General features: G+C 73.4%; 18 protein-coding genes. 17 read left to right on the forward strand and 1 reads right to left on the reverse strand.

Going from position 1 to position 23,821, the window contains the following annotated elements; all coding sequences use genetic code 11:
* Window positions 1–26: 26 nt before the first annotated feature.
* From J5Y05_RS03885 to J5Y05_RS03965, 17 genes are all read left to right on the forward strand, one after another.
* On the forward strand, window positions 27–704 hold the full coding sequence (locus J5Y05_RS03885) for a GntR family transcriptional regulator (RefSeq protein WP_210868307.1): 678 nt from the start codon (window positions 27–29) through the stop codon (window positions 702–704).
* A gap of 233 nt (window positions 705–937) precedes the next feature.
* The gene (locus J5Y05_RS03890; protein WP_210868308.1) at window positions 938–2,119 is read left to right on the forward strand and encodes an ROK family transcriptional regulator; all 1,182 of its coding nucleotides are present in this window, start codon (window positions 938–940) and stop codon (window positions 2,117–2,119) included.
* A 388-nt stretch (window positions 2,120–2,507) separates the two neighbouring features.
* Window positions 2,508–4,025 (forward strand): sugar ABC transporter ATP-binding protein, encoded by a 1,518-nt coding sequence (locus J5Y05_RS03895; protein ID WP_210868309.1) that lies wholly within the window; start codon window positions 2,508–2,510, stop codon window positions 4,023–4,025.
* Window positions 4,022–5,041 (forward strand): ABC transporter permease, encoded by a 1,020-nt coding sequence (locus J5Y05_RS03900; protein WP_210868310.1) that lies wholly within the window; start codon window positions 4,022–4,024, stop codon window positions 5,039–5,041. Before J5Y05_RS03895 ends, J5Y05_RS03900 begins: the two co-directional genes overlap by 4 nt.
* 17 nt (window positions 5,042–5,058) lie before the next feature.
* Window positions 5,059–6,099, forward strand: a complete 1,041-nt coding sequence (locus J5Y05_RS03905; RefSeq protein WP_210868311.1) for a substrate-binding domain-containing protein — start codon at window positions 5,059–5,061, stop codon at window positions 6,097–6,099.
* An 83-nt stretch (window positions 6,100–6,182) separates the two neighbouring features.
* Window positions 6,183–7,460, forward strand: coding sequence for a Gfo/Idh/MocA family protein (locus J5Y05_RS03910; RefSeq protein WP_210868312.1), 1,278 nt, complete (start codon window positions 6,183–6,185; stop codon window positions 7,458–7,460).
* A gap of 16 nt (window positions 7,461–7,476) precedes the next feature.
* The gene (locus tag J5Y05_RS03915; RefSeq protein ID WP_210868313.1) at window positions 7,477–8,475 is read left to right on the forward strand and encodes a sugar phosphate isomerase/epimerase family protein; all 999 of its coding nucleotides are present in this window, start codon (window positions 7,477–7,479) and stop codon (window positions 8,473–8,475) included.
* 87 nt (window positions 8,476–8,562) lie between these two features.
* The gene (locus J5Y05_RS03920; protein ID WP_210868314.1) at window positions 8,563–11,073 is read left to right on the forward strand and encodes a PQQ-dependent sugar dehydrogenase; all 2,511 of its coding nucleotides are present in this window, start codon (window positions 8,563–8,565) and stop codon (window positions 11,071–11,073) included.
* Between the two features lie 17 nt (window positions 11,074–11,090).
* Entirely contained in the window at window positions 11,091–12,533 is a 1,443-nt protein-coding gene (locus J5Y05_RS03925) for a ThuA domain-containing protein (protein WP_210868315.1), read from the forward strand.
* Between the two features lie 107 nt (window positions 12,534–12,640).
* Window positions 12,641–13,951, forward strand: coding sequence for an inositol-3-phosphate synthase (locus J5Y05_RS03930; protein WP_210868316.1), 1,311 nt, complete (start codon window positions 12,641–12,643; stop codon window positions 13,949–13,951).
* A gap of 542 nt (window positions 13,952–14,493) precedes the next feature.
* Window positions 14,494–15,465, forward strand: a complete 972-nt coding sequence (locus J5Y05_RS03935) for an SCO3242 family prenyltransferase (RefSeq protein WP_210868317.1) — start codon at window positions 14,494–14,496, stop codon at window positions 15,463–15,465.
* The gene (locus J5Y05_RS03940) at window positions 15,462–16,388 is read left to right on the forward strand and encodes a sugar phosphate isomerase/epimerase family protein (RefSeq protein WP_210868318.1); all 927 of its coding nucleotides are present in this window, start codon (window positions 15,462–15,464) and stop codon (window positions 16,386–16,388) included. Before J5Y05_RS03935 ends, J5Y05_RS03940 begins: the two co-directional genes overlap by 4 nt.
* On the forward strand, window positions 16,385–17,179 hold the full coding sequence (locus tag J5Y05_RS03945; RefSeq protein ID WP_210868319.1) for an EboA domain-containing protein: 795 nt from the start codon (window positions 16,385–16,387) through the stop codon (window positions 17,177–17,179). Before J5Y05_RS03940 ends, J5Y05_RS03945 begins: the two co-directional genes overlap by 4 nt.
* Complete coding sequence (locus tag J5Y05_RS03950; RefSeq protein WP_210868320.1) at window positions 17,179–18,030, forward strand: TatD family hydrolase; 852 nt, start codon at window positions 17,179–17,181, stop codon at window positions 18,028–18,030. Before J5Y05_RS03945 ends, J5Y05_RS03950 begins: the two co-directional genes overlap by 1 nt.
* Window positions 18,031–18,032: 2 nt before the next feature.
* Complete coding sequence (gene eboE, locus J5Y05_RS03955; RefSeq protein WP_210868321.1) at window positions 18,033–19,202, forward strand: metabolite traffic protein EboE; 1,170 nt, start codon at window positions 18,033–18,035, stop codon at window positions 19,200–19,202.
* Window positions 19,199–20,587, forward strand: a complete 1,389-nt coding sequence (locus J5Y05_RS03960) for an alkaline phosphatase family protein (RefSeq protein WP_210868322.1) — start codon at window positions 19,199–19,201, stop codon at window positions 20,585–20,587. The genes eboE and J5Y05_RS03960 overlap by 4 nt, the downstream gene beginning before the upstream one ends.
* 174 nt (window positions 20,588–20,761) lie before the next feature.
* Window positions 20,762–22,003: a sugar phosphate isomerase/epimerase family protein gene (locus tag J5Y05_RS03965; protein ID WP_210868323.1), complete on the forward strand. Its 1,242-nt coding sequence runs from the start codon at window positions 20,762–20,764 to the stop codon at window positions 22,001–22,003.
* Between the two features lie 173 nt (window positions 22,004–22,176).
* Here the strand turns inward: J5Y05_RS03965 and J5Y05_RS03970 are convergent, their stop codons facing one another.
* The gene (locus tag J5Y05_RS03970; protein WP_210868324.1) at window positions 22,177–23,568 is read right to left on the reverse strand and encodes an OFA family MFS transporter; all 1,392 of its coding nucleotides are present in this window, start codon (window positions 23,566–23,568) and stop codon (window positions 22,177–22,179) included.
* Window positions 23,569–23,821: the final 253 nt, after the last annotated feature.

Genomic DNA, 23,821 nt, shown 5'->3' on the forward strand with positions numbered 1-23,821 from the left:
GCTCGTGCCGGCTGCGAGGGGGACCGATGTTGTCCGCAGGACTGCCGCAGGGCGCGGTGCCCAGGCTCGAACGGCCGGGCCCGCTGAGGGACCGTGTCTACGAGGCACTGCTCGAACTCATCACCACCCGTGCGCTGCGCCCCGGCCAACACCTCGTCGAGAGCGAGCTGGCGGGGCACCTCGGGGTCTCCCGGCAGCCGGTGCGGGAGGCCCTGCAACGGCTCGACACCGAGGGCTGGGTCGATCTGCGCCCCGCCCAGGGCGCCTTCGTCCACGAGCCGACGGAGCGGGAGGCCGACCAGCTCCTCACCGTCCGCACCCTGCTGGAGGCCGAGGCGGCCCGGCTCGCCGCAGCCAACGCGGACAAGGCCGGCATCGCCGCGCTGGAGGAGCTGTGCGCGGAGGGCGAGCGGGCCGTCGCCGCCGACGACGTGGACGCCGCCGTCGCCCTCAACGCCCGCTTCCACGCCAAGGTGATGGAGCTGGCGAGCAACGCCGTCCTCGCCGAACTCGCCGGCCAGGTCGACCGCCGGGTGCGCTGGTACTACACGCCGGTCGCCCGGCAGCGCGGCAGGCAGTCCTGGATCGAGCACCGGGGGCTGATCGCCGCCATCGCCGAGCGGGACGAGCAGCGGGCCATGCGCCTGATGCGCGAACACACCGAGCACACCCGCCGCTCGTACCACGCCCGGTCCACGGCGTAACGCACCAGAACACCCCAGGCCGCCCGGCATCCGCGCCGGGCGGCCTCGTCGTGCCCGCACCGCTCCGCCACGCGAGGCTTTGTCCACTCAGTGGAGAAAGTCGGCACCGATTCATGCGCTACTTCTTCCCCTCCCCGGCGTCCACTGCTACGTTCCCTCCGAAAGCAGGCCACCGAAGGCGGCCGGAGACCGGCGCCGCGGCCGATCGAGGCGGGGAGGGGATCGTGAGACGCATGACCGCACGACCCGCCAACTCCCATCAGGCCCGGCTGCTGCGCCTGTTGCGCGACGGCGGCCCCAACTCCCGTGCCCAGCTCGGCGACCAGGTCGACCTGTCCCGGTCCAAGCTGGCCGTGGAGGTGGACCGGCTGCTGGAGACGGGCCTCGTGGTGGCCGACGGACTCGCCGCCTCGCGCGGCGGACGCCGCTCCCACAACGTCCGGCTCCACCCCGAACTCCGCTTCCTCGGCGTCGACATCGGCGCGACCTCGGTCGACGTCGCGGTCACCAACGCCGAACTGGAGATCCTCGGACACATCAACCAGCCCCTCGACGTCCGCGAGGGACCGGTCGCCGTCTTCGAGCACGTGCTCTCCATGACGGCGAAGCTGCGGGCCTCGGGCCTCGCGGACGGTTTCGACGGCGCCGGCATCGGCGTCCCGGGACCGGTCCGCTTCCCCGAGGGCGTCCCCGTGGCCCCGCCGATCATGCCGGGCTGGGACGGCTTCCCCGTCCGGGAGGCGCTCAGCCAGGAACTGGGCTGCCCGGTCATGGTCGACAACGACGTGAACCTGATGGCGCTGGGGGAGCAGCACGCGGGCGTCGCCCGCACCGTCGCCGACTTCCTCTGCGTCAAGATCGGCACCGGCATCGGCTGCGGCATCGTCGTCGGCGGCGCCGTCTACCGGGGGACCACGGGCAGCGCCGGCGACATCGGGCACATCCAGGCCGTGCCCGACGGTCGCCCGTGCGCCTGCGGCAACCGGGGGTGCCTGGAGGCCCACTTCAGCGGCGCCGCGCTCGCCCGCGACGCCGTGGAGGCCGCCCGGCAGGGCCTCTCACCCGAACTGGCGCACCGGCTGGAGGCGAACGGGGCCCTGAGCGCCGTCGACGTCGCCGCCGCTGCCGCCGCCGGCGACGCCACCGCCCTGGAGCTGATCCGGGAGGGCGGCCGGAGCACCGGCCAGGTCATCGCCGGACTCGTCAGCTTCTTCAACCCCGGCCTGGTGGTGATCGGCGGCGGGGTGACCGGCCTCGGCCACAACCTGCTCGCCGCGATCCGTACCCAGGTGTACCGCCAGTCGCTCCCGCTGGCGACCGGCAACCTCCCCATCGTCCTCGGCGAACTGGGCCCCACCGCCGGCGTCATCGGCGCGGCCCGGCTCATCAGCGACCACCTGTTCTCCCCCGCGTAACCGGCCCCACCGCACCCGTACGACGTACGACAGCACCGCCGCAACGCCCCGCTCGACGCGGTGAGTTCCCGTGCACCGCCGTAATACCCGGTACCCGCCGGTGAGTTCCGACGCACCGCCGTAACAACCCGCATCGCCCTGCGAGTTCCAGCGCACTGCCGCAACACCCGGCTCCATTCAGCGAGTTCCGCCGCACCGCCGCACCGCCGCACCGCCGCACCCCCGGGGACACCCCCGCGCCACCCCACGACCCGTCAGCCCCCCCACGTACGCGACACAGCGCCACCCCCACCCCGTCCACCGCGCCGCGCCGTACCGCCCGCATCGCCCGCCCCCGTGCTCCGCCCTGCCCTGACACCGGCCCGCACGCCCGCCGAGGGGACCTCACATGGCACCTGAACCACCGCTGCTCAGCATGACCGGCATCACCAAGTCCTTCCCCGGAGTCCGGGCCCTGGACGGCGTCGACCTCGACGTCCAGGCCGGTGAGGTGCACTGCCTGCTCGGCCAGAACGGCGCCGGCAAGTCCACCCTCATCAAGGTGCTGGCCGGCGCCCACCAGCCCGACACCGGCACCATCCGCTGGCGCGGCGACGACGTCACCCTGCGCTCGCCGATCGCCGCCATGCGCCTCGGCATCGCCACCATCTACCAGGAACTCGACCTGGTGGAGCACCTGTCCGTCGCCGAGAACGTCCACCTGGGCCACGAGCCGACCGCCGCGGGCTTCGTCGTCCGCACCCGTGCCGCCCGGGAGTCGACGGCCGCGCTGCTCGCACGGCTCGGCCACCCCGAGATCGACCCGGGCCGGCTGGTCGGCGAACTCTCCGCCGCCCAGCAGCAGATCGTCTCCATGGCGCGCGCCCTCTCGCACGACGTCCGGCTGATCGTGATGGACGAACCCTCCGCCGCGCTCGACCCCGACGAGGTCGACAACCTCTTCCGCATCGTCGGCGACCTCACCGCCGCCGGGGTCGCCGTCGTCTACATCTCGCACCGCCTGGAGGAGATCCGCCGCATCGGCGACCGGGTCACCGTCCTCAAGGACGGCCGCGCCGTCGCCGGCGGACTACCCGCGCGGTCCACCCCCACCCGCGAGGTGGTCGCGCTGATGACCGGCCGCACCGTCGAGTACGTCTTCCCCGAGCGGCCGTCCGCCCCGCCGCCCGGCGAACCGGTCCTCAGCGTGCGCGGGCTCTCCCGCGCGGGCGAGTTCGCCCCCCTCGACCTGGACGTGCGCGGCGGCGAGATCGTCGGCCTCGCCGGACTCGTCGGCTCCGGCCGCTCCGAGATCCTGGAGACCGTCTACGGCGCCCGCCGCCCCGACACCGGCCGCGTGTACGTCGACGGAAGCCCGCTGCGGACCGGCAGCGTCCGCGCCGCCGTCCGCGCCGGACTCGGCCTCGCCCCCGAGGAACGCAAGGCCCAGGCCCTGCTGATGCTGGAATCCGTCACCCGCAACGTCTCGGTCTCCGCGCTCTCCCGCTTCTCCCGCGCCGGCTGGATCGACCAGCGAGCCGAACGGGGCGCGGCCCGCGCCGCCACCCGCGAGCTGTCGCTGCGCCCCGACAACCCGTCCGTGCCGGTGCGCACCCTGTCCGGCGGCAACCAGCAGAAGGCCGTCCTGGCCCGCTGGCTGCTGCGCGGCTGCCGGGTCCTGCTCCTCGACGAACCCACCCGCGGCGTCGACGTCGGAGCCCGCGCCGAGCTGTACGCGGTCGTCCGCCGCCTCGCCGACGAGGGCCTCGCCGTCCTGATGGTCTCCAGCGAGGTGCCCGAGGTGCTCGGCCTCGCCGACCGCGTGCTGGTGCTGCGCGAGGGCAGCGTCGTCCACGAGGCACCCGCCCGCGACCTCGACGAACACCGCGTACTCGACCTCGTGATGGAAGGAAGCCCGGCGTCATGACGCAGCACGTGTCCCCGCCGCGGGGAGGCACCGGCAAGGTGATCCCGGCAGGCGAGCCGCCCGCCTGGCGCGGCCTGGCCGCCCGCGCCGACGTCCGCACCCTCAGCCTGCTCGGCGTCCTCGCCGTCCTGGTCCTGATCGGCGGCGTCACCCAGCCCGACGCGTTCCTCGACACCCGCAACCTGCAACTGGTGCTCACCCAGGCGTCGGTGATCGGCGTCGTCACCGTCGGCATGACCTTCGTGATCGTCTCCGGCGGCATCGACCTCTCCGTCGGCGCCATCGTCGCCCTCGCCTCGGTGTGGGCCACCACGGTCGCCACCCAGGACTTCGGCTTCGGCGGCATCCTCTTCACCGCCGTCCTGGTCGGCGTCGGCTGCGGACTCGTCAACGGCGTCCTCATCGCCTACGGCGGCATGGTCCCCTTCATCGCCACCCTCGCCATGCTGGCCTCGGCCCGCGGACTCGCCCTCCTGATCACCGACGGACGCACCCAGGTCGTCACCGTCGACTCCGTCCTCGACCTCGGCGAACGCGACGCATACCTGCTCGGCGTGCCGCCCCTGGTCCTGGTCTTCGCCGCCGTCACCGTCATCGGCTGGCTGGTCCTCAACCGCACCACCTTCGGCCGCCGCGCCGTCGCCGTCGGCGGCAACGCGGAGGCCGCCCGGCTCGCCGGCATCGACGTCCGCCGCCAGCGGCTCTACCTCTACCTGCTGTCCGGACTCTGCTGCGGCATCGCCGCCTTCCTGCTGATCGTCCTGGCCGGCTCCGGCCAGAACACCAACGGCAACCTCTACGAACTCGACGCCATCGCCGCCGCGATCATCGGCGGCACGCTCCTCACCGGGGGCCGCGGCACCATCACCGGCTCCGTCCTCGGCGTCCTGATCTTCACCACGATCACCAACATCTTCGCCCTGAACAACCTCCAGAGCGACGTCCAGCAGATCGCCAAGGGCGCGATCATCGTCGCCGCCGTGCTGGTCCAGCGCCGTACCGCGAGCACCACCTGAGGAAAGGGAACCCCGCCATGCAACAGCACAACGCGAGTCGCAGAGGACTGCTCTTCGGAGCCGCCGCCGTGTCCGCCGGTGCCTTCCTCACCGGGTGCACGAGCAACGAGTCCGACGACAAACCCGCCGCGAACGACCAGCCGGTCGCCGACGACAAGCCCGGCAAGCAGGTCACCATCGGCTTCGCCGGCCCGCAGGCCGACCACGGCTGGCTCAACGCCATCAACGACAACGCCAGGAAGCGCGCCAAGAAGTACTCCGACGTGACCCTGGACATCACCGAGGGCTCCAACGACACCGCCCAGCAGATCGGCCAGATCGAGACCCTCATCAACAAGAAGGTCGACGTCCTGGTCGTGCTCCCTGCCGACGGCAAGGCGCTCACCCAGGTCGGCCTGAAGGCGATGCGCGCCGGCATCCCCGTAGTCAACCTCGACCGCGTCTTCAACTCCCCCCAGGCGTACCGCTGCTGGATCGGCGGCGACAACTACGGCATGGGCCTGAACGCCGGCCACTACATCGGCGAGAAGCTCAAGGACAAGGCCGGCGCCCGCGTCATCGAACTGGCCGGCCTGGACAACCTGGAGCTGACCAAGCAGCGCACCCAGGGCTTCGACGACGCCCTCAAGAACTACCCGAACATCAAGAAGGTGGCCCGCCAGGCCGCCGACTTCACCGTCGAGTCGGGCCAGGCCAAGATGGCCCAGCTCCTCCAGGCGCAGTCGGCGTTCGACGCCGTGTGGAACCACGACGACGACCAGGGCGTGGGCGCCCTGCGCGCCATCGAGCAGGCCGGACGCGACGGCTTCCTCATGGTCGGCGGCGCGGGCGCGCTCTCCGCCTTCCAGGCCATCAAGCGGGACGACGGCGTCCTCAAGGCGACCGTCCTGTACCCGCCGACCATGGCCGCCTCGGCGATCGACCTCGCCCGCGCCCTCGGCCAGGGCAAGGGCGTCGGCGGCCTCGCCGAGTTCGAGATCCCGACCTCGCTGACCTGCTACTCGGCCGTCGTCGACAAGGACAACGTCGACCAGTACATGTCCACCGGCTTCGAGTGAGGCCCCGCCCGCGCGGGCCCGGCCGGCCCGCCGGGGCGGAGCGACGCCGACACCGTGCCACCACGAACGAGGAGGACATCCGCATGGGACAGCCGCAGCAGCCCGAGGGGGCCGAGGTGGCGGCAGCAGCCACCGAAGCCGGCACCGGGGCCACGGGGGCGTCCGCGACCAGACCACCGCTGCGGGTCGGCATGGTCGGCTACGCCTTCATGGGCGCCGCCCACTCCCAGGGCTGGCGCACCGCGGGGCGCGTCTTCGACCTGCCGCTCGACCCGGTGCCCGCCGCGATCTGCGGCCGGGACGCCGACGCGGTACGGGAAGCGGCCCTGCGGCACGGCTGGGCGAGCGCCGAGACCGACTGGCGTGCCCTGGTCGCGCGCGACGACATCGACCTCGTCGACATCTGCACCCCCGGCGACAGCCACGCCGAGATCGCCCTCGCCGCGCTCGCCGCCGGCAAACACGTCCTGTGCGAGAAGCCGCTGGCCAACACCGTCGACGAGGCCGAGGCGATGACCCGGGCCGCCGAGGCCGCCGCCGCCCGCGGCCAGGTGGCCATGGTCGGCTTCAACTACCGCCGGGTGCCCGCCACCGCGCTCGCCCGGCGGATGGTCGCCGAGGGCCGCGTCGGCCGGCTGCGGCACGTGCGGGTCGTCTACCTCCAGGACTGGCTGGTGGACCCCCAGGCCCCCATGACCTGGCGGCTGCGCCGGGAACAGGCCGGCTCCGGCGCGCTCGGCGACCTCGGCGCCCACATCGTCGACCTCGCCCAGTACCTCACCGGCGAGCGTCTCGCGGGCGTCTCCGCGCTCACCGAGACCTTCGTCCGCGAACGCCCGCTGCCCGGCGGCGCCGCCCGCGGACTGGGCGCGGCGTCCGCGGACCCCGCCGCCACCGGCCAGGTCACCGTCGACGACGCCGCCGTCTTCACCGGCCGCTTCCCCTCCGGCGCCCTCGCCTCCTTCGAGGCGACCCGCTACGCCACCGGCCGCAAGAACGCCCTGCGCATCGAACTCAACGGCGAACGCGGCTCGCTCGCCTTCGACCTGGAACGCCTCAACGAACTCCAGTACCACGACGCCACCGAGCCCGGCGAGCACGCCGGTTTCCGCCGCATCCTCGTCACCGAGCCCGAACACCCCTACCTGGACGCCTGGTGGCCGCCCGGCCACGGCCTCGGCTACGAACACACCTTCGTCCACCAGGCCCGCGACCTCGTCCACACCATCGCCGAGGGCCGCCGCCCCGACCCCTCCTTCGCCGACGGACTGCACGTGCAGCGCGTCCTGACGGCGGTGGAGGAGAGCGCCGGGAAGAACTCCGTCTACACCCCGATCGCCGCCGACCCGGCAGCCGTCTGAGGAGACCACGAGCGACATGCCGCGCACCTTCACGCTGTTCACCGGCCAGTGGGCCGACCTCCCACTGGAGGAGGTCTGCCGCCTGGCCCGCGACTTCGGCTACGACGGCCTCGAACTCGCCTGCTGGGGCGACCACTTCGAGGTCGACAAGGCCCTCGCCGACCCCTCCTACGTGGAGTCCCGCCACCGACTGCTCGACTCCTACGGCCTGGTGTGCCGGGCCGTCTCCAACCACCTCGTCGGCCAGGCCGTCTGCGACGCCATCATCGACGAACGCCACCGCGCCATCCTGCCCGCCCGCGTCTGGGGCGACGGCGAGCCCGAGGGCGTGCGCAAGCGCGCCGCCGCCGAGATGCGGGACACCGCGCGGGCCGCCGCCCGCTTCGGCGTCGACACCGTCATCGGCTTCACCGGGTCCGCGATCTGGCACCTGGTCGCCATGTTCCCGCCCGTGCCCGAGTCGATGATCGAGCGCGGCTACCAGGACTTCGCCGACCGCTGGAACCCGATCCTGGACGTCTTCGACGCCGAGGGCGTGCGCTTCGCCCACGAGGTCCACCCCGGCGAGATCGCCTACGACTACTGGACCACCCGGCGCGCGCTGGAGGCCGTCGGCGACCGGCCCGCCTTCGGCCTCAACTTCGACCCCTCCCACTTCGTCTGGCAGGACCTCGACCCGGTCGGCTTCCTGTGGGACTTCCGCGACCGCATCTACCACGTCGACTGCAAGGAGGCCCGCAAACGCCTCGACGGGCGCAACGGCCGGCTCGGCTCCCACCTGCCCTGGGGCGACCCGCGGCGCGGCTGGGACTTCGTCTCCGCCGGCCACGGCGACGTCCCCTGGGAGGACGTGTTCCGGATGCTGCGCTCCATCGACTACCAGGGCCCCGTCTCCGTGGAGTGGGAGGACGCCGGCATGGACCGGCTCCAGGGCGCCCCCGAGGCCCTGACCCGCCTCAAGGCATACGACTTCGACCCGCCGACCGCCGCCTTCGACGCGGCCTTCGGCAACTGACCCGACCGGCCCACCCTCCGGGATGACGGCGCATCCCGGCGCTCGCCCCCCCGCCCCGTACAACCGGCCCCTCTTCTGGAGGCATTCGTGCACGGGAACGACCGCACCACCCCCACAGCCACCGAGTTCCGCAGACGGCGCCTGTCCTTCCGGCAGTCCGTCGCCCTGTTCAGCGGCGCCCTGCTCGCGGGCACCTCGCTCACCCTGGCCGCCCCGCAGGCGGGCGCCGCCGCCGACCCGGGGAAGGCCGCCGCGCCCGCCCCGGCCGCCGAGGACTTCCAGCAGATCACCCTCGCCAAGGGCGAGGCGGAGGTCGGCGAGCCCATGTCGCTCGCCGTGCTGCCGGACCGCTCCGTCCTGCACACCTCCCGCGACGGCACCCTCCGCGTCACCGACGCCTCCGGCACCACCACCATCGCCGGCAAGCTCGCCGTCTACACCCACGACGAGGAGGGCCTCCAGGGCGTCGGTGTCGACCCCGGCTTCGAGCAGAACCGGTTCGTCTACCTCTACTACGCGCCCCCGCTGAACACCCCCGACGGCGACGCCCCCGAGAACGGCACCGCCGCCGACTTCGCCCCCTTCGACGGCGTCAACCGGCTCTCCCGGTTCGTGCTGAACGAGGACGGCAAGCTGGACGCGTCCAGCGAGAAGAAGATCCTCGACGTCCAGACCTCCCGCGGCACCTGCTGCCACGTCGGCGGCGACATCGACTTCGACGCCGACGGCAACCTGTACCTGTCGACCGGCGACGACACCAACCCGTTCCAGTCCGACGGCTACACCCCGATCGACGAACGCGCCGGGCGCAACCCGGCCTTCGACGCCCAGCGCAGTTCGGGCAACACCAACGACCTGCGCGGCAAGATCCTGCGCATCAAGGTCCAGGACGACGGCTCCTACACCGTCCCCGAGGGCAACCTCTTCCCGCCCGGCACCGACCGGACGCGGCCCGAGATCTACGCCATGGGCTTCCGCAACCCCTTCCGCTTCAGCGTCGACCAGCAGACCGGCATCCTCTACGTCGGTGACTACGGGCCCGACGCGGGCGCCGCCGACCCCGCCCGCGGCCCCTCCGGCCAGGTCGAGTTCGCCCGCGTCACCGGCCCCGGCAACTTCGGCTGGCCGTACTGCACCGGCGACAACGACGCCTACGTCGACTTCGACTTCGCCACCAGGAAGTCCGGCGCCGCCTTCGACTGCGACGCCCCGAAGAACGACTCCCCGAACAACACCGGCCTGACCGACCTGCCCCCGGCCCAGCCCGCCTGGATACCGTACGACGGGCCGTCCGTACCCGAGTTCGGCGACGGCTCCGAGTCCCCGATGGGCGGCCCGGTCTACCGCTACGACGCCGCGCTGGACTCCCCGGTCAAGTTCCCGCAGGCGTACGACGGCGACTTCTTCGCGGGCGAGTTCGGCCGCCGCTGGATCAAGCGCATCTCCTCCGACGCCGACGGCACCGTGCGCTCCATCGGCGACATCCCCTGGAGCGGCACCCAGGTGATGGACATGGCCTTCGGCCCCGACGGCGCGCTGTACGTCCTGGACTACGGCACCGCCTGGTTCGGCGGCGACGAGTTCTCCGGCCTGTACCGCATCGAGAACGCCACCGGCGGACGGTCCCCGTCGGCACGCGCCGGCGCCGACCGCACCTCGGGCCAGGCCCCGCTGAAGGTGGCCTTCTCCGCCGACGGCACCTCGGACCCGGACGGTGACGCCCTCACGTACCACTGGGACTTCGGCGACGGCGCCACCTCCACCCGCGCCAACCCGAGCCACACCTACCGCGTCAACGGCACCTACACGGCGACCCTGACCGCCGAGGACCCCACCGGCCGCACCGGCAGCGCCAGTGTCCGCGTGGTGGTCGGCAACACGGCGCCCAGCGTCACCCTCGAACTGCCCCGGGACGGACAGCTCTTCAGCTTCGGTGACGCCGTGCCGTTCAAGGTGAAGGTCACCGACCGCGAGGACGGCAAGAAGATCGACTGCTCCCGCGTCAAGGTCACCTTCGTCCTCGGCCACGACACCCACGGCCACCCGCTCACCTCCGCCAACGGCTGCTCCGGCACCATCCAGACCAGCGCCGACGGAGGACACGACGAGAACGCCAACATCTTCGGGGTCTTCGACGCCGAGTACACCGACAACGGGGGCGGCGGCCAGGCCGCGCTGACCACCCACGACCAGAACGTCACCCAGCCCCGGAAGCGGCAGGCCGAGCACTTCGGCGACTCCTCCGGCATCTCGGTGATCGCCAAGGAGGCCGCCCACGGCGCCAAGACCGTCGGCGAGATCCACGACGGCGACTGGATCTCCTTCACCCCCTACATCCTGGAGAACGCCGAGAAGATCACGGCACGCGTCTCCTCCGGCGGCTCCGGCGGCACCCTGGAGGTCCGCGCCGGCTCGGCCAAGGGCAAGCTGCTCGGCAAGGCCACCGTGCCGGTGACCGGCGGCTGGGAGACCTTCCAGGACGTCAGCGCCAAGCTGTCCCACGCCCCGAAGGGCACCACCACCCTCTTCCTGGTCTTCAAGGGGAGCGGCGGCGGAGCACTCTTCGACGTGGACGACTTCACTTTCACGACGCGCTGAGAGGCGGTGACGACCCGATGGCACCCTTCCCACGATCCGGCGCCACGACAGAGAGACGACCCCAGGGCCCCGCACGGCGCGGCGTCCTGAGGCCGGGCACCGCACGGCTCGCGACCACCGCCCTCGGCGCCGCCCTGGTCCTGGGCTGCGTCTCGGGGCCCGCCGCCTCCCAGGCCGGCGGGCACCCGGCGAACGGCCGGCAGGACGGCAGACACGTCCTGGTCTTCTCCAAGACCGCCGGCTTCCGCCACGACTCCATCCCCGAGGGCATCACGGCGATCCGGGAACTCGGCGCGACCGGCGGCTTCGCCGTCGACGCCACCGAGGACGCGAACGCGTTCACCCCGGGCAACCTCCGGAAGTACGACGCCGTCGTCTTCCTCTCCACCACCGGCGACGTCCTCGGACCGGCCCAGCAGCGCGCCTTCGAACGCTACATCCGCGACGGCGGCTCCTACGTCGGCGTCCACGCCGCCGCCGACACCGAGTACGACTGGGAGTTCTACGGCGGCCTCGCCGGCGCCTACTTCCGCTCCCACCCGGCCGTCCAGAGCGCCACCGTCGACGTCGAGGACCGGGCCCACCCGGCCACCTCGGGCCTGGAACGCGCCTGGAACCGTACCGACGAGTGGTACGACTACCGCACCAACCCGCGCGAGCGGGCCCGTGTCCTCGCCTCGCTCGACGAGTCGTCGTACACCGGCGGCACGATGGGCGAGGACCACCCCATCGCCTGGTGCCAGGAGTACCGCGGCGGCCGGTCCTTCTACACCGGGGGCGGCCACACCAAGGAGTCCTTCGCCGAACCCGCCTTCCGGAGCCACCTGCTGGGCGGCATCCGGTGGGCGATCGGCGACGCCCAGGCCGACTGCCGCCCCGAGAACGGCTACCGCCCGCTCTACGACGGAACCTCCCTGGAGGGCTGGCGACAGGCCGGTCCGGGCTCCTTCGAGGCGGACGCCGACGGCACGCTCACCTCCTCGGGCGGCATGGGCCTGCTCTGGTACGCCGCCCAGGACTTCGGGGCCTACTCCCTGAAGCTGGACTGGCGCATGTCCAGTGAGTCGGGCGACGACAACTCGGGCGTCTTCGTGGGCTTCCCGCCCTCCGACGACCCCTGGTCGGCCGTCGACCGCGGCTACGAGATCCAGATCGACGCCACGGACACCCCCGACCGCACCACCGGCTCCGTCTACGGCTTCCAGTCGGCCGACCTGGCGGCGCGCGACCGCGCCCTGAACCCGCCGGGGGAGTGGAACACCTACGAGATCCGGGTGGAGGGCGAACGGCTCCGCATCTGGCTCAACGGCGTGCGGATCAACGATTTCACCAACACCGACCCGGCCCGGAGCCTTCGGGACGGACACATCGGCATCCAGAACCACGGTGCCGGGGACCGGGTGTCCTTCCGCGACATCCGGATCAAGGAACTGCCCGCGGCGACCGCCACGGGCCACTGAACGACGGCGGGCGGAGGACGCCGGACCTCCGCCCGCCGTCTCCCTCCCCCCACGGGGAGCGCACCGCTGGGACTACGTGTACGACGCGCTCGACAAGGAGGCTGCCCATGTCCGCGTCCCCTTCTGGTTCCCGTACCGCTTCTCACCCCGCCGCCCGCACCGGTGTCTGGCTGATCGGAGCCCGCGGCTCCGTGGCCACCACGGTGGTGGCGGGCTGCGCCGCCGTGACCGCCGGGCTCCACCCGGCCACCGGCATGGTGACCGAGACCCCCGACTTCGCCGACGCCGTGCTGCCCGCACTGGCGGACCTCGTCTTCGGCGGCCACGACACCGTGGACTGCCCCCTGCCCAAACGCGCCGAGGCCCTGGCCGCGGGCGGTGTGCTGCCGCCCGGCCTGCCCGCCGCCGTCCACGCCGAACTGGCCGCCGCCGACCGCGAGATCCGCCCCGGCGGACCCCTGCCCGGCGACCACCGCGACGACGCCGCGCTCGTCGCCGCCTTCGCCGCCGACCTGCGCGACTTCGTCCGCCGCAACGGTCTCGACCGGGCGGTCGTGGTCAACGTGGCCTCCACCGAACCGGCCGCGGCCGACGGCGCCCTGCCGCCCAGCACGCTCTACGCGCTGGCCGCCCTCGACGCCGGCTGCCCCTACGTCAACTTCACCCCGTCGGCCGGACTCCACCACCCCGTGGCGGCCCGGCGGGCGGAGCGGAGCGGCCTGCCGTACGCGGGCCGCGACGGCAAGACCGGCCAGACGCTGCTGCGTTCCGTGCTGGGCCCGATGTTCGCCCAGCGGGCCCTGGCCGTGCGCGCCTGGTCCGGCACCAACCTGCTCGGCGGCGGCGACGGCGCCGCCCTGGCCGATCCGCAGGCCGCGGCGGCGAAGAACGCCGGCAAGGAACGCGTCCTCACCGACACCCTCGGCACCGCCGTCGAAGGCACCGTCCACATCGACGACGTGCCCGCGCTCGGCGACTGGAAGACCGCCTGGGACCACATCGCCTTCGACGGCTTCCTCGGCGCCCGCATGATCCTCCAGACCACCTGGCAGGGCTGCGACTCGGCCCTCGCCGCGCCGCTCGTCCTGGACCTGGCCCGGCTGACCGCCCGCGCCCACGAACAGGGCCGCTCCGGCCCGCTCTCCGCCCTCGGCTTCTACTTCAAGGACCCGGTGGGCGAGGGCCCCGCGGGCCTCACCGAGCAGTACACGGAACTACGGCGCTTCGCACGGACGCTGGGCACGGGGGAGACGGGGCCTGAGCCTGAGGGGGACACCGAGGGTGGGGGCTCGGCCGGTGGGGGTGGTGGGGGCGGTGCCCTCGGCTCCGGTGACGGTGTGAGGGGTGGCCTCCTCGGCTCCGGTGAGGGCGGTGGCGCCGGGCGGGGACGGGACGGCGCGGCGGGGGAGGAGCGGTGAGCCCCCTCGCGCCTCGGGCGCGACCCGAGAACCCGGCAGGCGGGCCGCCGTTGGGGGCTGCGGGGGGCGTGGGGGCTGCGGGGGGCGTGGAGTCGGGGGCGTCTGTGAAGGGGGTGGACCCGGGGGAGTTCGCGGAGGCCGGCGAGCCGGGTGAGCCGGAGGCGGCCGTGCAGTCGGGCGAGCCGATGGAGTCGGGGGAGCCAGTGGCGGCCGTGGAGCCCAGTGGGGCTGGCGAGGCTGGTGAGCCCCGCGAGCCCCGCGAGCCCCGCGCGCAAGGGCAGTTCGTACCGCCCGCCTCGGCGGCTCCGTCCACCCCGGCTTCCCCAACTGGCCCGGCTTCCCCATCCGTCCCGGCTTCCCCATCCGTCCCGGCTGCCCCATCCACCTCTGCTGTTCCGTCCGGCCCGGCTGCTCCGTCCGCGCCGGATGTTCCGGGGGGCGGTACCCCGGGCGTCGGCGCCCCGGCCGTCGGTTTCCCGAGCGTCGGCACCCCGGCCGTCGGCACGACTGGCGTCGGCACCCCCAGTGCCCGAGCCCCCGGCGTGGACCCCGCCGGGGCTGCCGGCCCGCGACCCGCGACCGGGCGGGCCCGACTCGTCGCCTGGGCCGAACTCCTGCGTCTCCCGGCGCTGTTCACCGTCCCCGGCGACGTCCTCGCCGGGACCGCGGCCGGCGGCGCCCCCGTCGGCCCCCGCACCCTGCTCGCCATCGGCTCCTCCGTCTGCCTCTACGAGGCGGGCATGGCCCTCAACGACTGGGCCGACCACGCGGAGGACGCCGCCGAACGCCCGCACCGTCCGCTGCCCTCCGGCCGGGTCCGCCCGGCCGCCGCCCTCACCGCGGCCTGCGGACTCACGGCAGCCGGCCTCGCCCTCGCGGCCCGCGCCGGACGGCCCGCCCTCGCCGTCGCGGCCCCGCTCGCGGCAACCGTCTGGGCGTACGACCTCGGGCTGAAGCGGACCCCCGCCGGCCCCCCGGCCATGGCCCTCGCCCGCGGCCTCGACCTGCTCCTCGGCGCCGCCGCGACCGGCGGCCGGGTCCGTACGGCGATGCCGTCCGCGGCCCTGCTGGGCAGCCACACCCTCGCGGTGACCGCCGTCTCCCGCGAGGAGACCCGGGGCGGCTCCTCCCGCGCCCCGCTGGCCGCCCTCGCCACCACCGGCCTCCTCACCGCCCTGCTGACCCGGCGCCGACCCACCCGACTCCCGGCAGGCCGAGGGGTAGCAGCCACCCCCGGCCTGCCGGGCTCCACCCGGCCCCGGCTCCCCGCCCCCGAGGTGCTCACCACCGCCCTCGGCGTCGGCTACGCCCTCACCGCCGGACGCCCCTACCTCCACGCCGCCCTCAACCCCTCACCCCCGCTCACCCAACGCGCCGTCGGCGGCGGCATCCGCGCCACCATCCCCCTCCAGGCCCTGCTCGCCGCCCGCGCCGGCGGTCCGGCCCGCGCCCTGCTCATCGCCGCCCTCGCCCCGCTCGGCCGCTCCACCGCGAAGAAGGTGAGCATCACATGAGCCCCGGCCCCGGCACCCCGCCGCGCACCCCCCTCCGCTTCGGCTACGGCACCAACGGCCTCACCGACCTCCGGCTCGACGACGCCCTCGCCCTCCTCGCCGACCTCGGCTACGACGGCGTCGGCCTCACCCTCGACCACATGCACCTCGACCCGCTCGCCGCCGACCTGCCCGCCCGCACCCGCCGCGTCGCCCGCAGGCTCGACACGCTCGGGCTCGGCGTCACCGTGGAGACCGGCGCCCGCTACGTCCTCGACCCGCGCCGCAAACACGGCCCCTCCCTCCTCGACCCCGACCCGGACGACCGCGTCCGCCGCACCGGCCTCCTGGTGCGCGCCGTCGAGGTCGCCGCCGAACTCGGCGCACACGCCGTGCACTGCTTCAGCGGCACCACCCCGCCCGGCACGGACACCGACACCGCCTGGAAACGGCTGGCCGACTCCCTCGACCCCGTCCTGGACGCCGCCGCCCGCGCCGGTGTCCCGCTGGCCGTCGAACCCGAACCGGGCCACCTCCTCGCCACCCTCGCCGGCTTCCACCGGCTGCGCGGCATCCTCGGCGACCCCGCGCCGCTCGGCCTCACCCTCGACATCGGCCACTGCCAGTGCCTCGAACCGCTCCCGCCCGCCGACTGCGTACGCGCCGCCGGCCCCTGGCTGCGGCACGTACAGATCGAGGACATGCGCCGCGGCGTCCACGAACACCTCCCCTTCGGAGAGGGCGAGATCGACTTCCCGCCCGTCCTGGAAGCCCTCGCCGCCACCGGCTACCAGGGCCTGACCGTCGTCGAACTGCCCCGCCACTCCCACGCCGGGCCCCACCACGCCGCGACCTCCCTCCCCTTCCTGCGCGCGGCGGCCGGCGACCCCGCGGACCACCCCGGCGATCCCTTGGCCACCCCCCGAAGGGAGCCACAGCCATGACCCACCCCGACGCCACCCCCACCACCCCGGACGCCGCCCCCACCACCCCGGACGCCGCCCCGACCACCCCCGCTCCGGACGGCACCCCCACGGACGGCGTCACCCCCGCCCCACGCGACCCGCTGGGCACCGGCACCACCCCCGCCCACCTCCCGCCGGACGCCCTGCGCACCGCCCTCGCCGAACGCCTCACCCCCGCCGCCCGCACCTGGCTCGACCACGCCCTGGACGAGGCCGCCACCCACCCCGGCACCCACGGCCCCATCGCCGTATGGGAACTGCGCCTCGCCGAGGCCGGCCGCCGCTGCGGCCCCGACCACGCCGACGCCGCCCGCGTCCTCATCCTGCACGCGGCCCGCGCCGACGCCGACGCCCTCACCCGGGCATATCAGCAGGGCACCGCCGACGAACGCCGCGCCGTCCTGCACGCCCTGCCCCACCTCGTGCCCGGCCCCGGCGCCCTCCCCCTGGTCGAGGACGCCCTGCGCACCAACGACACCCGCCTCGTCGCCGCCGCCGTCGGCCCCTACGCCGCCCGGCACCTCGATGCCCACTCCTGGCGCCACGCCCTCCTCAAGTGCCTTTTCACCGGCGTCCCCGTGGACCACGCCGCCGACCTCGCGCGGCGGGCCCGTGCCGACACCGAACTCGCCCGGATGCTCACCGACTACGCCGCCGAACGCACCGCCGCCGGCCGCACCGTCCCCGAAGACCTGCACCGTGTCCTGGCCCTGACCGAGTCCGGGACCGCCGCGTCCGGCCCGGCCGCCCCCCACGCCGAGGAGTCCTGATGCGCATCTTCGACCCCCACATCCACATGACCTCCCGCACCACCGACGACTACGAGGCTCTCCACGCGGCCGGCGTCCGCGCCGTCGTCGAACCCTCCTTCTGGCTCGGCCAGCCCCGCACCTCGCCCGACTCCTTCCGCGACTACTTCGACGCCCTCCTCGGCTGGGAACCCTTCCGCGCCGCCCAGTACGGCATCGCCCACCACTGCACCATCGCCCTCAACCCCAAGGAGGCCAACGACCCCCGCTGCACCCCCGTCCTCGACGAACTCCCGCGCTACCTCGTCAAGGACCGGGTCGTGGCCGTCGGCGAGATCGGCTACGACTCCATGACCCCCGCCGAGGACACCGCCCTCGCCGCCCAGCTCCAGCTCGCCGCCGACCACGGGCTGCCCGCCCTCGTCCACACCCCGCACCGCGACAAGCTCGCCGGGCTGCGCCGCACCCTGGACGTGGTCCGCGAGTCCGCCCTGCCCACCGACCGCGTCCTCGTCGACCACCTCAACGAGACCACCGTCAAGGAGGCCAAGGACAGCGGCGCCTGGCTCGGCTTCTCCGTCTACCCGGACACCAAGATGGACGAGGTCCGCATGGTCGCGCTGCTCCGCGCCCACGGACCGGAACGGGTCCTGGTCAACTCCGCCGCCGACTGGGGCCGCAGCGACCCCCTCACCCCCCGCAAGGTCGGCGACCTGATGCTGGCCGAGGGCTTCACCGAGGACGACGTCGACCGGGTCCTGTGGCGCAACCCCATCGACTTCTACGGGCTCAGCGGACGCCTCACCCTCGACCCGGCCGGCACCGGCGAGGCCACCCACGAGGGCAACTCCATCCTGCGCGGCGGGGAGTGAGCATGCGCTTCCGGCACCCCGACGGCTCCACCGTCCACCTCGCCTACTGCACCAACGTCCACCCCGCCGAGACCCTCGACGGCGTTCTCGCCCAGCTCCGCGACCACTGCGAGCCCGTCCGCCGCCGCCTCGGCCGCGACCGGCTCGGCATCGGCCTGTGGCTCGCCCACGACGCCGCCCACGCCCTGGTCACCGACCCCTCCGCGCTGCGCCGGCTCCGCACCGAACTGGACCGGCGCGGACTGGAGGTCGTCACCCTCAACGGCTTCCCCTACCAGGGCTTCGGCGCCGAGGAGGTCAAGTACCGCGTCTACCGCCCCGACTGGGCCGACCCCGAGCGCCTCGACCACACCACCTCCCTGGCCCGCGTCCTCGCGGGGCTGCTGCCCGACGACGTCACCGACGGCACCATCTCCACCCTCCCGCTCGCCTGGCGCACCGCCTACGACGACGCCCGCGCCGAGAAGTCCCGTACCGCCCTCGTCACCCTCGCCGAACGCCTCGACGCCCTCGCCGAACTCACCGGCCGCTCCATCCGCGTCGGCCTCGAACCCGAACCCGGCTGCGTCGTCGAGACCACCGGCGACGCCATCGCCCCGCTCACCGCCATCGGCCACGACCGCATCGGCATCTGCGTCGACACCTGCCACCTCGCCACCTCCTTCGAGGACCCGCACACCGCCGTGGACGCCCTCACCACGGCCGGCATCCCCATCGTCAAGTCCCAGCTCTCCGCCGCCCTGCACGCCGAACACCCCCATCTGCCCGAGGTCCGCGACGCCCTCGCCGCCTTCGCCGAGCCCCGCTTTCTGCACCAGACCCGCACCGTCACCGGCACCGGCCGGCACGGCACCGACGACCTCGGCGAGGCCGTCGCCGGCGGCGCCCTGCCCGACACCGCGCCCTGGCGCTCCCACTTCCACGTCCCCCTCCACGCGGCCCCCGCCGCACCGCTCACCTCCACCCTCCCCGTCCTGCGCACCGCCCTGGCCCGCCTCGTCGGCGGCCCCCACCCGCTCACCCGCCACCTGGAGGTCGAGACCTACACCTGGCAGGCCCTCCCGCCCGAACTGCGGCCCCGTGCCCGCGCCCAGCTCACCGAGGGGATCGCCGCCGAACTCACCCTCGCCCGCGACCTGCTGACCGACCTCGGCCTGAAGGAACTGCCATGACCCGGCCCGACGGGCCCACCCCCCTCCTGGTCCTGGACGTCGTCGGCCTCACCCCCCGCCTCCTCGACCACATGCCCCACCTCAGGGCCCTCTCCCGCTCCGGCTCCCACGCCCCCCTCGGCACCGTCCTGCCCGCCGTCACCTGCGCCGCCCAGTCCACCTTCCTCACCGGCCTCCCGCCCTCCGGGCACGGCGTCGTCGGCAACGGCTGGTACTTCCGCGAACTCGGCGACGTCCTGCTCTGGCGCCAGCACAACGGCCTCGTCTCCGGCGACAAGCTCTGGGACGCCGCCCGCCGCGCCCACCCCGGCTACACCGTCGCCAACATCTGCTGGTGGTACGCGATGGGCGCCGACACCGACATCACCGTCACCCCCCGCCCCGTCTACTACGCCGACGGCCGCAAGGAACCCGACTGCTACACCCGCCCCCCGGACCTCCACGACGAACTCACCGCACGATTCGGCACCTTCCCGCTCTTCCACTTCTGGGGGCCCGGCGCGGACCTCGTCTCCAGCCAGTGGATCATCGACGCGACCCGTCACATCCAGCGCACCCGCCGGCCCGACCTGACCCTGTGCTACCTCCCTCACCTCGACTACGACCTCCAGCGGTACGGTCCCGACGACCCCCGCTCCCTGCGCGCCGCCGCCGACCTCGACGCGGCCATGGCCCCGCTCCTGGACGACGCCCGAGCCGAGGGCCGCACCGTCGTCGTCCTCTCCGAGTACGGCATCACCCCCGTCAGCCGGCCCGTGGACATCAACCGCGCCCTGCGCCGCGCCGGACTGCTGGAGGTGCACACGCAGGACGGCATGGAGTACCTCGACCCGATGGCCTCCCGTGCCTTCGCCGTCGCCGACCACCAGATCGCCCACGTCTACGTGCGCCGCCCCGAGGACCACGACGCCGTCCGCGAGGCCCTCGACGGACTGCCCGGCCTTGAGCGGCTCCTCGACGACGAGGGCAAGAAGGCCCACCGGCTCGACCACCCCCGCGCCGGCGAACTCGTCGCCGTCGCCGAACCCGACGCCTGGTTCACGTACTACTACTGGCTCGACGACGACCGCGCGCCCGACTTCGCGCAGCTCGTCGAGATCCACCGCAAACCCGGCTACGACCCGGTCGAACTGTTCATGGACCCCCACGACCCCTATGTCAGGGTCAAGGCGGCCACGGCGCTCGCCCGCAAGAAGCTCGGCATGCGCTACCGCATGGCGGTCGTGCCCCTGGACGCCTCACCCATCCGTGGCAGCCACGGGCGCCTTCCCGCGAGCGACGACGACGGTCCGCTCCTCATCTGCTCCACCTCCCACTCCCTCGGCGACCGCGTCGCGGCCACCGACGTCAAACGGCTCCTGCTCCAGCTCGCCGGACTCGGCTGAGGCTGACACCACGGCCCTGTACCGCCGCGCCGTACTGCGCCCGACGGGCTCACGGTCCGTGAAGCCCGCCGGATTTCTAGCTACAGAGAGTGAAACACGCGCCACTGACAACGGCCCGCCCCGCGGCGCATCCCGCGGCATCAGGGCAGGCCACGACCCGGAAGGCAGGCACTCGTGACCCCGTACCCCGACCCGTCCCGCACCGACGCCACCCCGAACGGACCCGCTCCCGACGGCGCGGCCGGAGGACCGGACGACGGACTGCGCCGCGCCCTCGGCATCGGCCGCCGCGGTCTCCTCGGCACCTGCACCGCCGTCGCCGCCGGCGCCATCGCCGCCCCCGTCTTCGGCGCCGGCCCGGCCCTGGCCCATGGCGGTGGAAGAGACCACGACGGCCACGGGCACGGCCACGGCCATGGCCGCGGCGACGCCAAGGACGTCCTCGTCCCCGCCGCCAAGCGCGGCATCATCCTCTACACCGTCCGCGACGCCACCGGCCGCGACCCCCTCGCCACCGACCTGCCCTCCGGCTTCCGCGAGGTCTTCCGCCAACTGGCCCGATTCGGCTACCGCCAGGTCGAGTTCGCCGGCTACGGCCAGCACCCCAACGCCCCCGGCGGAGCCAGCCTGGAGTCCGTCGCGGGGGCCAAGCTGCTCCGCCGCTGGCTCGACGAGTACGGCCTGCGCGCCCAGGGCAACCACGGCTTCATACCGTCCTCCTGGCCGCTGACCACCGCCGACCTGGACACCTTCAAGAAGCACCTGGAGATCGCCAACATCCTCGGCCTGGCCCACATGGGCACCGGCGGCGACCCCACCGGCAGCTCCCACCGCGCCGACTGGGACGTGGCCGCCGACAAGTGGAACGCCCTCGGCCGGATCGCCCGGCGCGAGGGCATCAAGCTCTACACCCACAACCACGACGGTGCCTACGGCTTCCTGCTCGACGGCGGCCCCAAGGACGACCAGGGCCGCCCCACCCGCAGCTCCGGCATCCGCAAGCTGGAGTACTTCCTCAAGGTCACGGACCCGAAGTACGTCTGGCTGGAGATGGACGTCTTCTGGGCGCACGTCGCCCAGTACAAGTTCCACACCTACACGGCGCACGACGGCTCCACCCGGCGCGACGTCTTCGACCCCGCCGGCCTCGTCGTCCGCCACAACAAGCGCTACCCCCTCTTCCACGCCAAGGACGGCGTCGTCTCCACGACCAACGGCATGGGGTACGAGATGGTGCCCTTCGGCACCGGGGTCATCGACTACACCAGCTTCTTCTCCCGGGTCGGGGAGCGCGACTACCACCACCCGATGGTCGAGGACGACAACGCCCCGAGCGCCACCGACCCCGGCCAGTCGCTGCGCTACGCGAAGATCAGCTACGACAACATGGCGGCCCTGCGCAGGCGCCGCCGCTAGACCGCGTCCGCGAAACGGCCCGGCCCGGAGCGGGCCGGGTCCACCTCGCGGAGCGGGCCCGGCGACCGCACGCACACGACGGCGGCCCTTCCCCTGAGCGCGGGAACGCGTCCTCGGGAAGGGCCGCCGTCGTGTCGCGGGCCGCCCGGCGTGCGGCCGGCCCCGGCGTCACCTCACGCGCCCTCCTCACCGAGGGCGCGGGTGCCGGCCGCGCCCGCCGGCGTCGCCTTCGGCCTGCCCGGGGCCTTCAGGAACACCGCCAGCACCGCTGAGGCCAGCCCGATCGAACCGGCCAGGACGAACGCCCCCTCGTAGTCCCAGACGGAGACGACGACCGCGCCCATCCCGGAGCCGACCAGCCCGGAGATCAGCTTCGAGCTGTACACCATGCCGTAGTTGGTGGCGTTGTTGTTCTCGCCGAAGTAGTCCGCCGTCATCGCCGCGAAGAGCGGGAAGATCGCCCCGCCGCCGAAGCCGGAGATCATGGAGCAGACCAGGAAGAACGGCATGACGCCCATCTGCCCGGAGATCAACACGCCGTACTGGGCGCTGCCCAGCACCACACAGACGATGATCAGCGTGTTGCGGCGGCCGTAGCGGTCGGAGATCCAGCCGATGACGCCGCGCCCGGTGCCGTTGACGATGGCCTTGAGGGACATCGCCGTCGCCACGATGCCGCCCGCGAAGCCCATGTCCTTGCCGAACGGCACCTGGAAGGCGATGCCGAAGATGTTGATCCCGGCCGTGCAGAGCAGGCAGAACCACATCATCCACAGGACGGGAGTGCGAGCGGCCTCCTTCGGGGTGTACTGCTTCACGGCGGGCGGGTTCTTCTCCAGCGCCCGGCGGATCTTGGGATTGTCGGTCTGCCGCAGCGGGTCGATGTTCGAGGGCCACCAGTTCTTCGGCGGGTCGCGGAAGAACCAGCCGGCCACCGCCACCACCAGGCAGAGGAAGACGCCTACCGAGGCGAGCACCGTCCGGTAGTTGCCGAGGTCCATGTAGGAGGTGAAGAGGAACACGAAGGGCACCGAGCCGTAGGCGAAACCGCCGTTGACGAAGCCCGTCTTGCCGCCCTTGCGCTCCGGATACCACTTGCCGACCATGTTCACGCAGGTCGCGTAGACGAGGCCGGCGCCGATGCCGCTCCCCATGCCGAAGCCCAGGTACGCGACGGTCACGTGCGGCGCGTAGGCCAGGGACAGATAGCCCAGGAGGGTCCCGACCGCGCCGAGCAGCATCGCCGTGCGGGCCGGGAGCTTCCCGCTCTCCCGCAACTGCCCGGCCGGGAAGGCCACGGCCGCCTGGAAGAACACCCAGACGCCCATCAGCCAGAAGATGTGCCCGCTGCTCCACAGATGAGCCTCGTGGAGCGTCTCCTCCGCCGACGTGAACGCGTACTCGGCGGAACTGATGCCCATCATGCCGACCCAGGGCAGGATGACCATCCACTTGCGAGGTCGTCCCATGAGGTCGATGTCGGACTCGCCGATCCGGTACACCCGACCGTTGTGGTCCCTCACCTCCCGGAAAGGGACGGAGGTCGTGAGATCGGTGGTTGTCATGTAGGTCAACACCCCTTGCGTTCGAAAGATCTGGCCAGCGCCCCCTGTCCATGTCCTTTCGTGCGCGCACGGGTCTCGGGGCGGACCGACGCGCACCGCCGGCCGGCCCCGCTCTCGCTCATCTCATGAACCGCCCCCCAACGGGCTCGCGTACATTGCATACAGTCGACGCATACTGTATGAAGCTCGTTTATCCCGCATCCGGTGGGTGGTGTCCAGGGGGTGTGCGGCACTTTCGTGCGCGGCGCGTGCG

Origin of the sequence: Streptomyces tagetis (genome assembly GCF_018069565.1) — a bacterium.
Taxonomy (GTDB): domain Bacteria; phylum Actinomycetota; class Actinomycetes; order Streptomycetales; family Streptomycetaceae; genus Streptomyces; species Streptomyces tagetis.

What these genes read in the sequence shown, in the direction of transcription:
- J5Y05_RS03885 (WP_210868307.1), top strand. Translation starts at nt 27, where the DNA reads ATGTTGTCCGCAGGACTGCCGCAGGGCGCGGTGCCCAGGCTCGAACGG.
- J5Y05_RS03890 (WP_210868308.1), top strand. Translation starts at nt 938, where the DNA reads ATGACCGCACGACCCGCCAACTCCCATCAGGCCCGGCTGCTGCGCCTG.
- J5Y05_RS03895 (WP_210868309.1), top strand. Translation starts at nt 2,508, where the DNA reads ATGGCACCTGAACCACCGCTGCTCAGCATGACCGGCATCACCAAGTCC.
- J5Y05_RS03900 (WP_210868310.1), top strand. Translation starts at nt 4,022, where the DNA reads ATGACGCAGCACGTGTCCCCGCCGCGGGGAGGCACCGGCAAGGTGATC.
- J5Y05_RS03905 (WP_210868311.1), top strand. Translation starts at nt 5,059, where the DNA reads ATGCAACAGCACAACGCGAGTCGCAGAGGACTGCTCTTCGGAGCCGCC.
- J5Y05_RS03910 (WP_210868312.1), top strand. Translation starts at nt 6,183, where the DNA reads ATGGGACAGCCGCAGCAGCCCGAGGGGGCCGAGGTGGCGGCAGCAGCC.
- J5Y05_RS03915 (WP_210868313.1), top strand. Translation starts at nt 7,477, where the DNA reads ATGCCGCGCACCTTCACGCTGTTCACCGGCCAGTGGGCCGACCTCCCA.
- J5Y05_RS03925 (WP_210868315.1), top strand. Translation starts at nt 11,091, where the DNA reads ATGGCACCCTTCCCACGATCCGGCGCCACGACAGAGAGACGACCCCAG.
- J5Y05_RS03930 (WP_210868316.1), top strand. Translation starts at nt 12,641, where the DNA reads ATGTCCGCGTCCCCTTCTGGTTCCCGTACCGCTTCTCACCCCGCCGCC.
- J5Y05_RS03940 (WP_210868318.1), top strand. Translation starts at nt 15,462, where the DNA reads ATGAGCCCCGGCCCCGGCACCCCGCCGCGCACCCCCCTCCGCTTCGGC.
- J5Y05_RS03945 (WP_210868319.1), top strand. Translation starts at nt 16,385, where the DNA reads ATGACCCACCCCGACGCCACCCCCACCACCCCGGACGCCGCCCCCACC.
- J5Y05_RS03950 (WP_210868320.1), top strand. Translation starts at nt 17,179, where the DNA reads ATGCGCATCTTCGACCCCCACATCCACATGACCTCCCGCACCACCGAC.
- eboE (WP_210868321.1), top strand. Translation starts at nt 18,033, where the DNA reads ATGCGCTTCCGGCACCCCGACGGCTCCACCGTCCACCTCGCCTACTGC.
- J5Y05_RS03960 (WP_210868322.1), top strand. Translation starts at nt 19,199, where the DNA reads ATGACCCGGCCCGACGGGCCCACCCCCCTCCTGGTCCTGGACGTCGTC.
- J5Y05_RS03970 (WP_210868324.1), bottom strand. Translation starts at nt 23,568, where the DNA reads ATGACAACCACCGATCTCACGACCTCCGTCCCTTTCCGGGAGGTGAGG.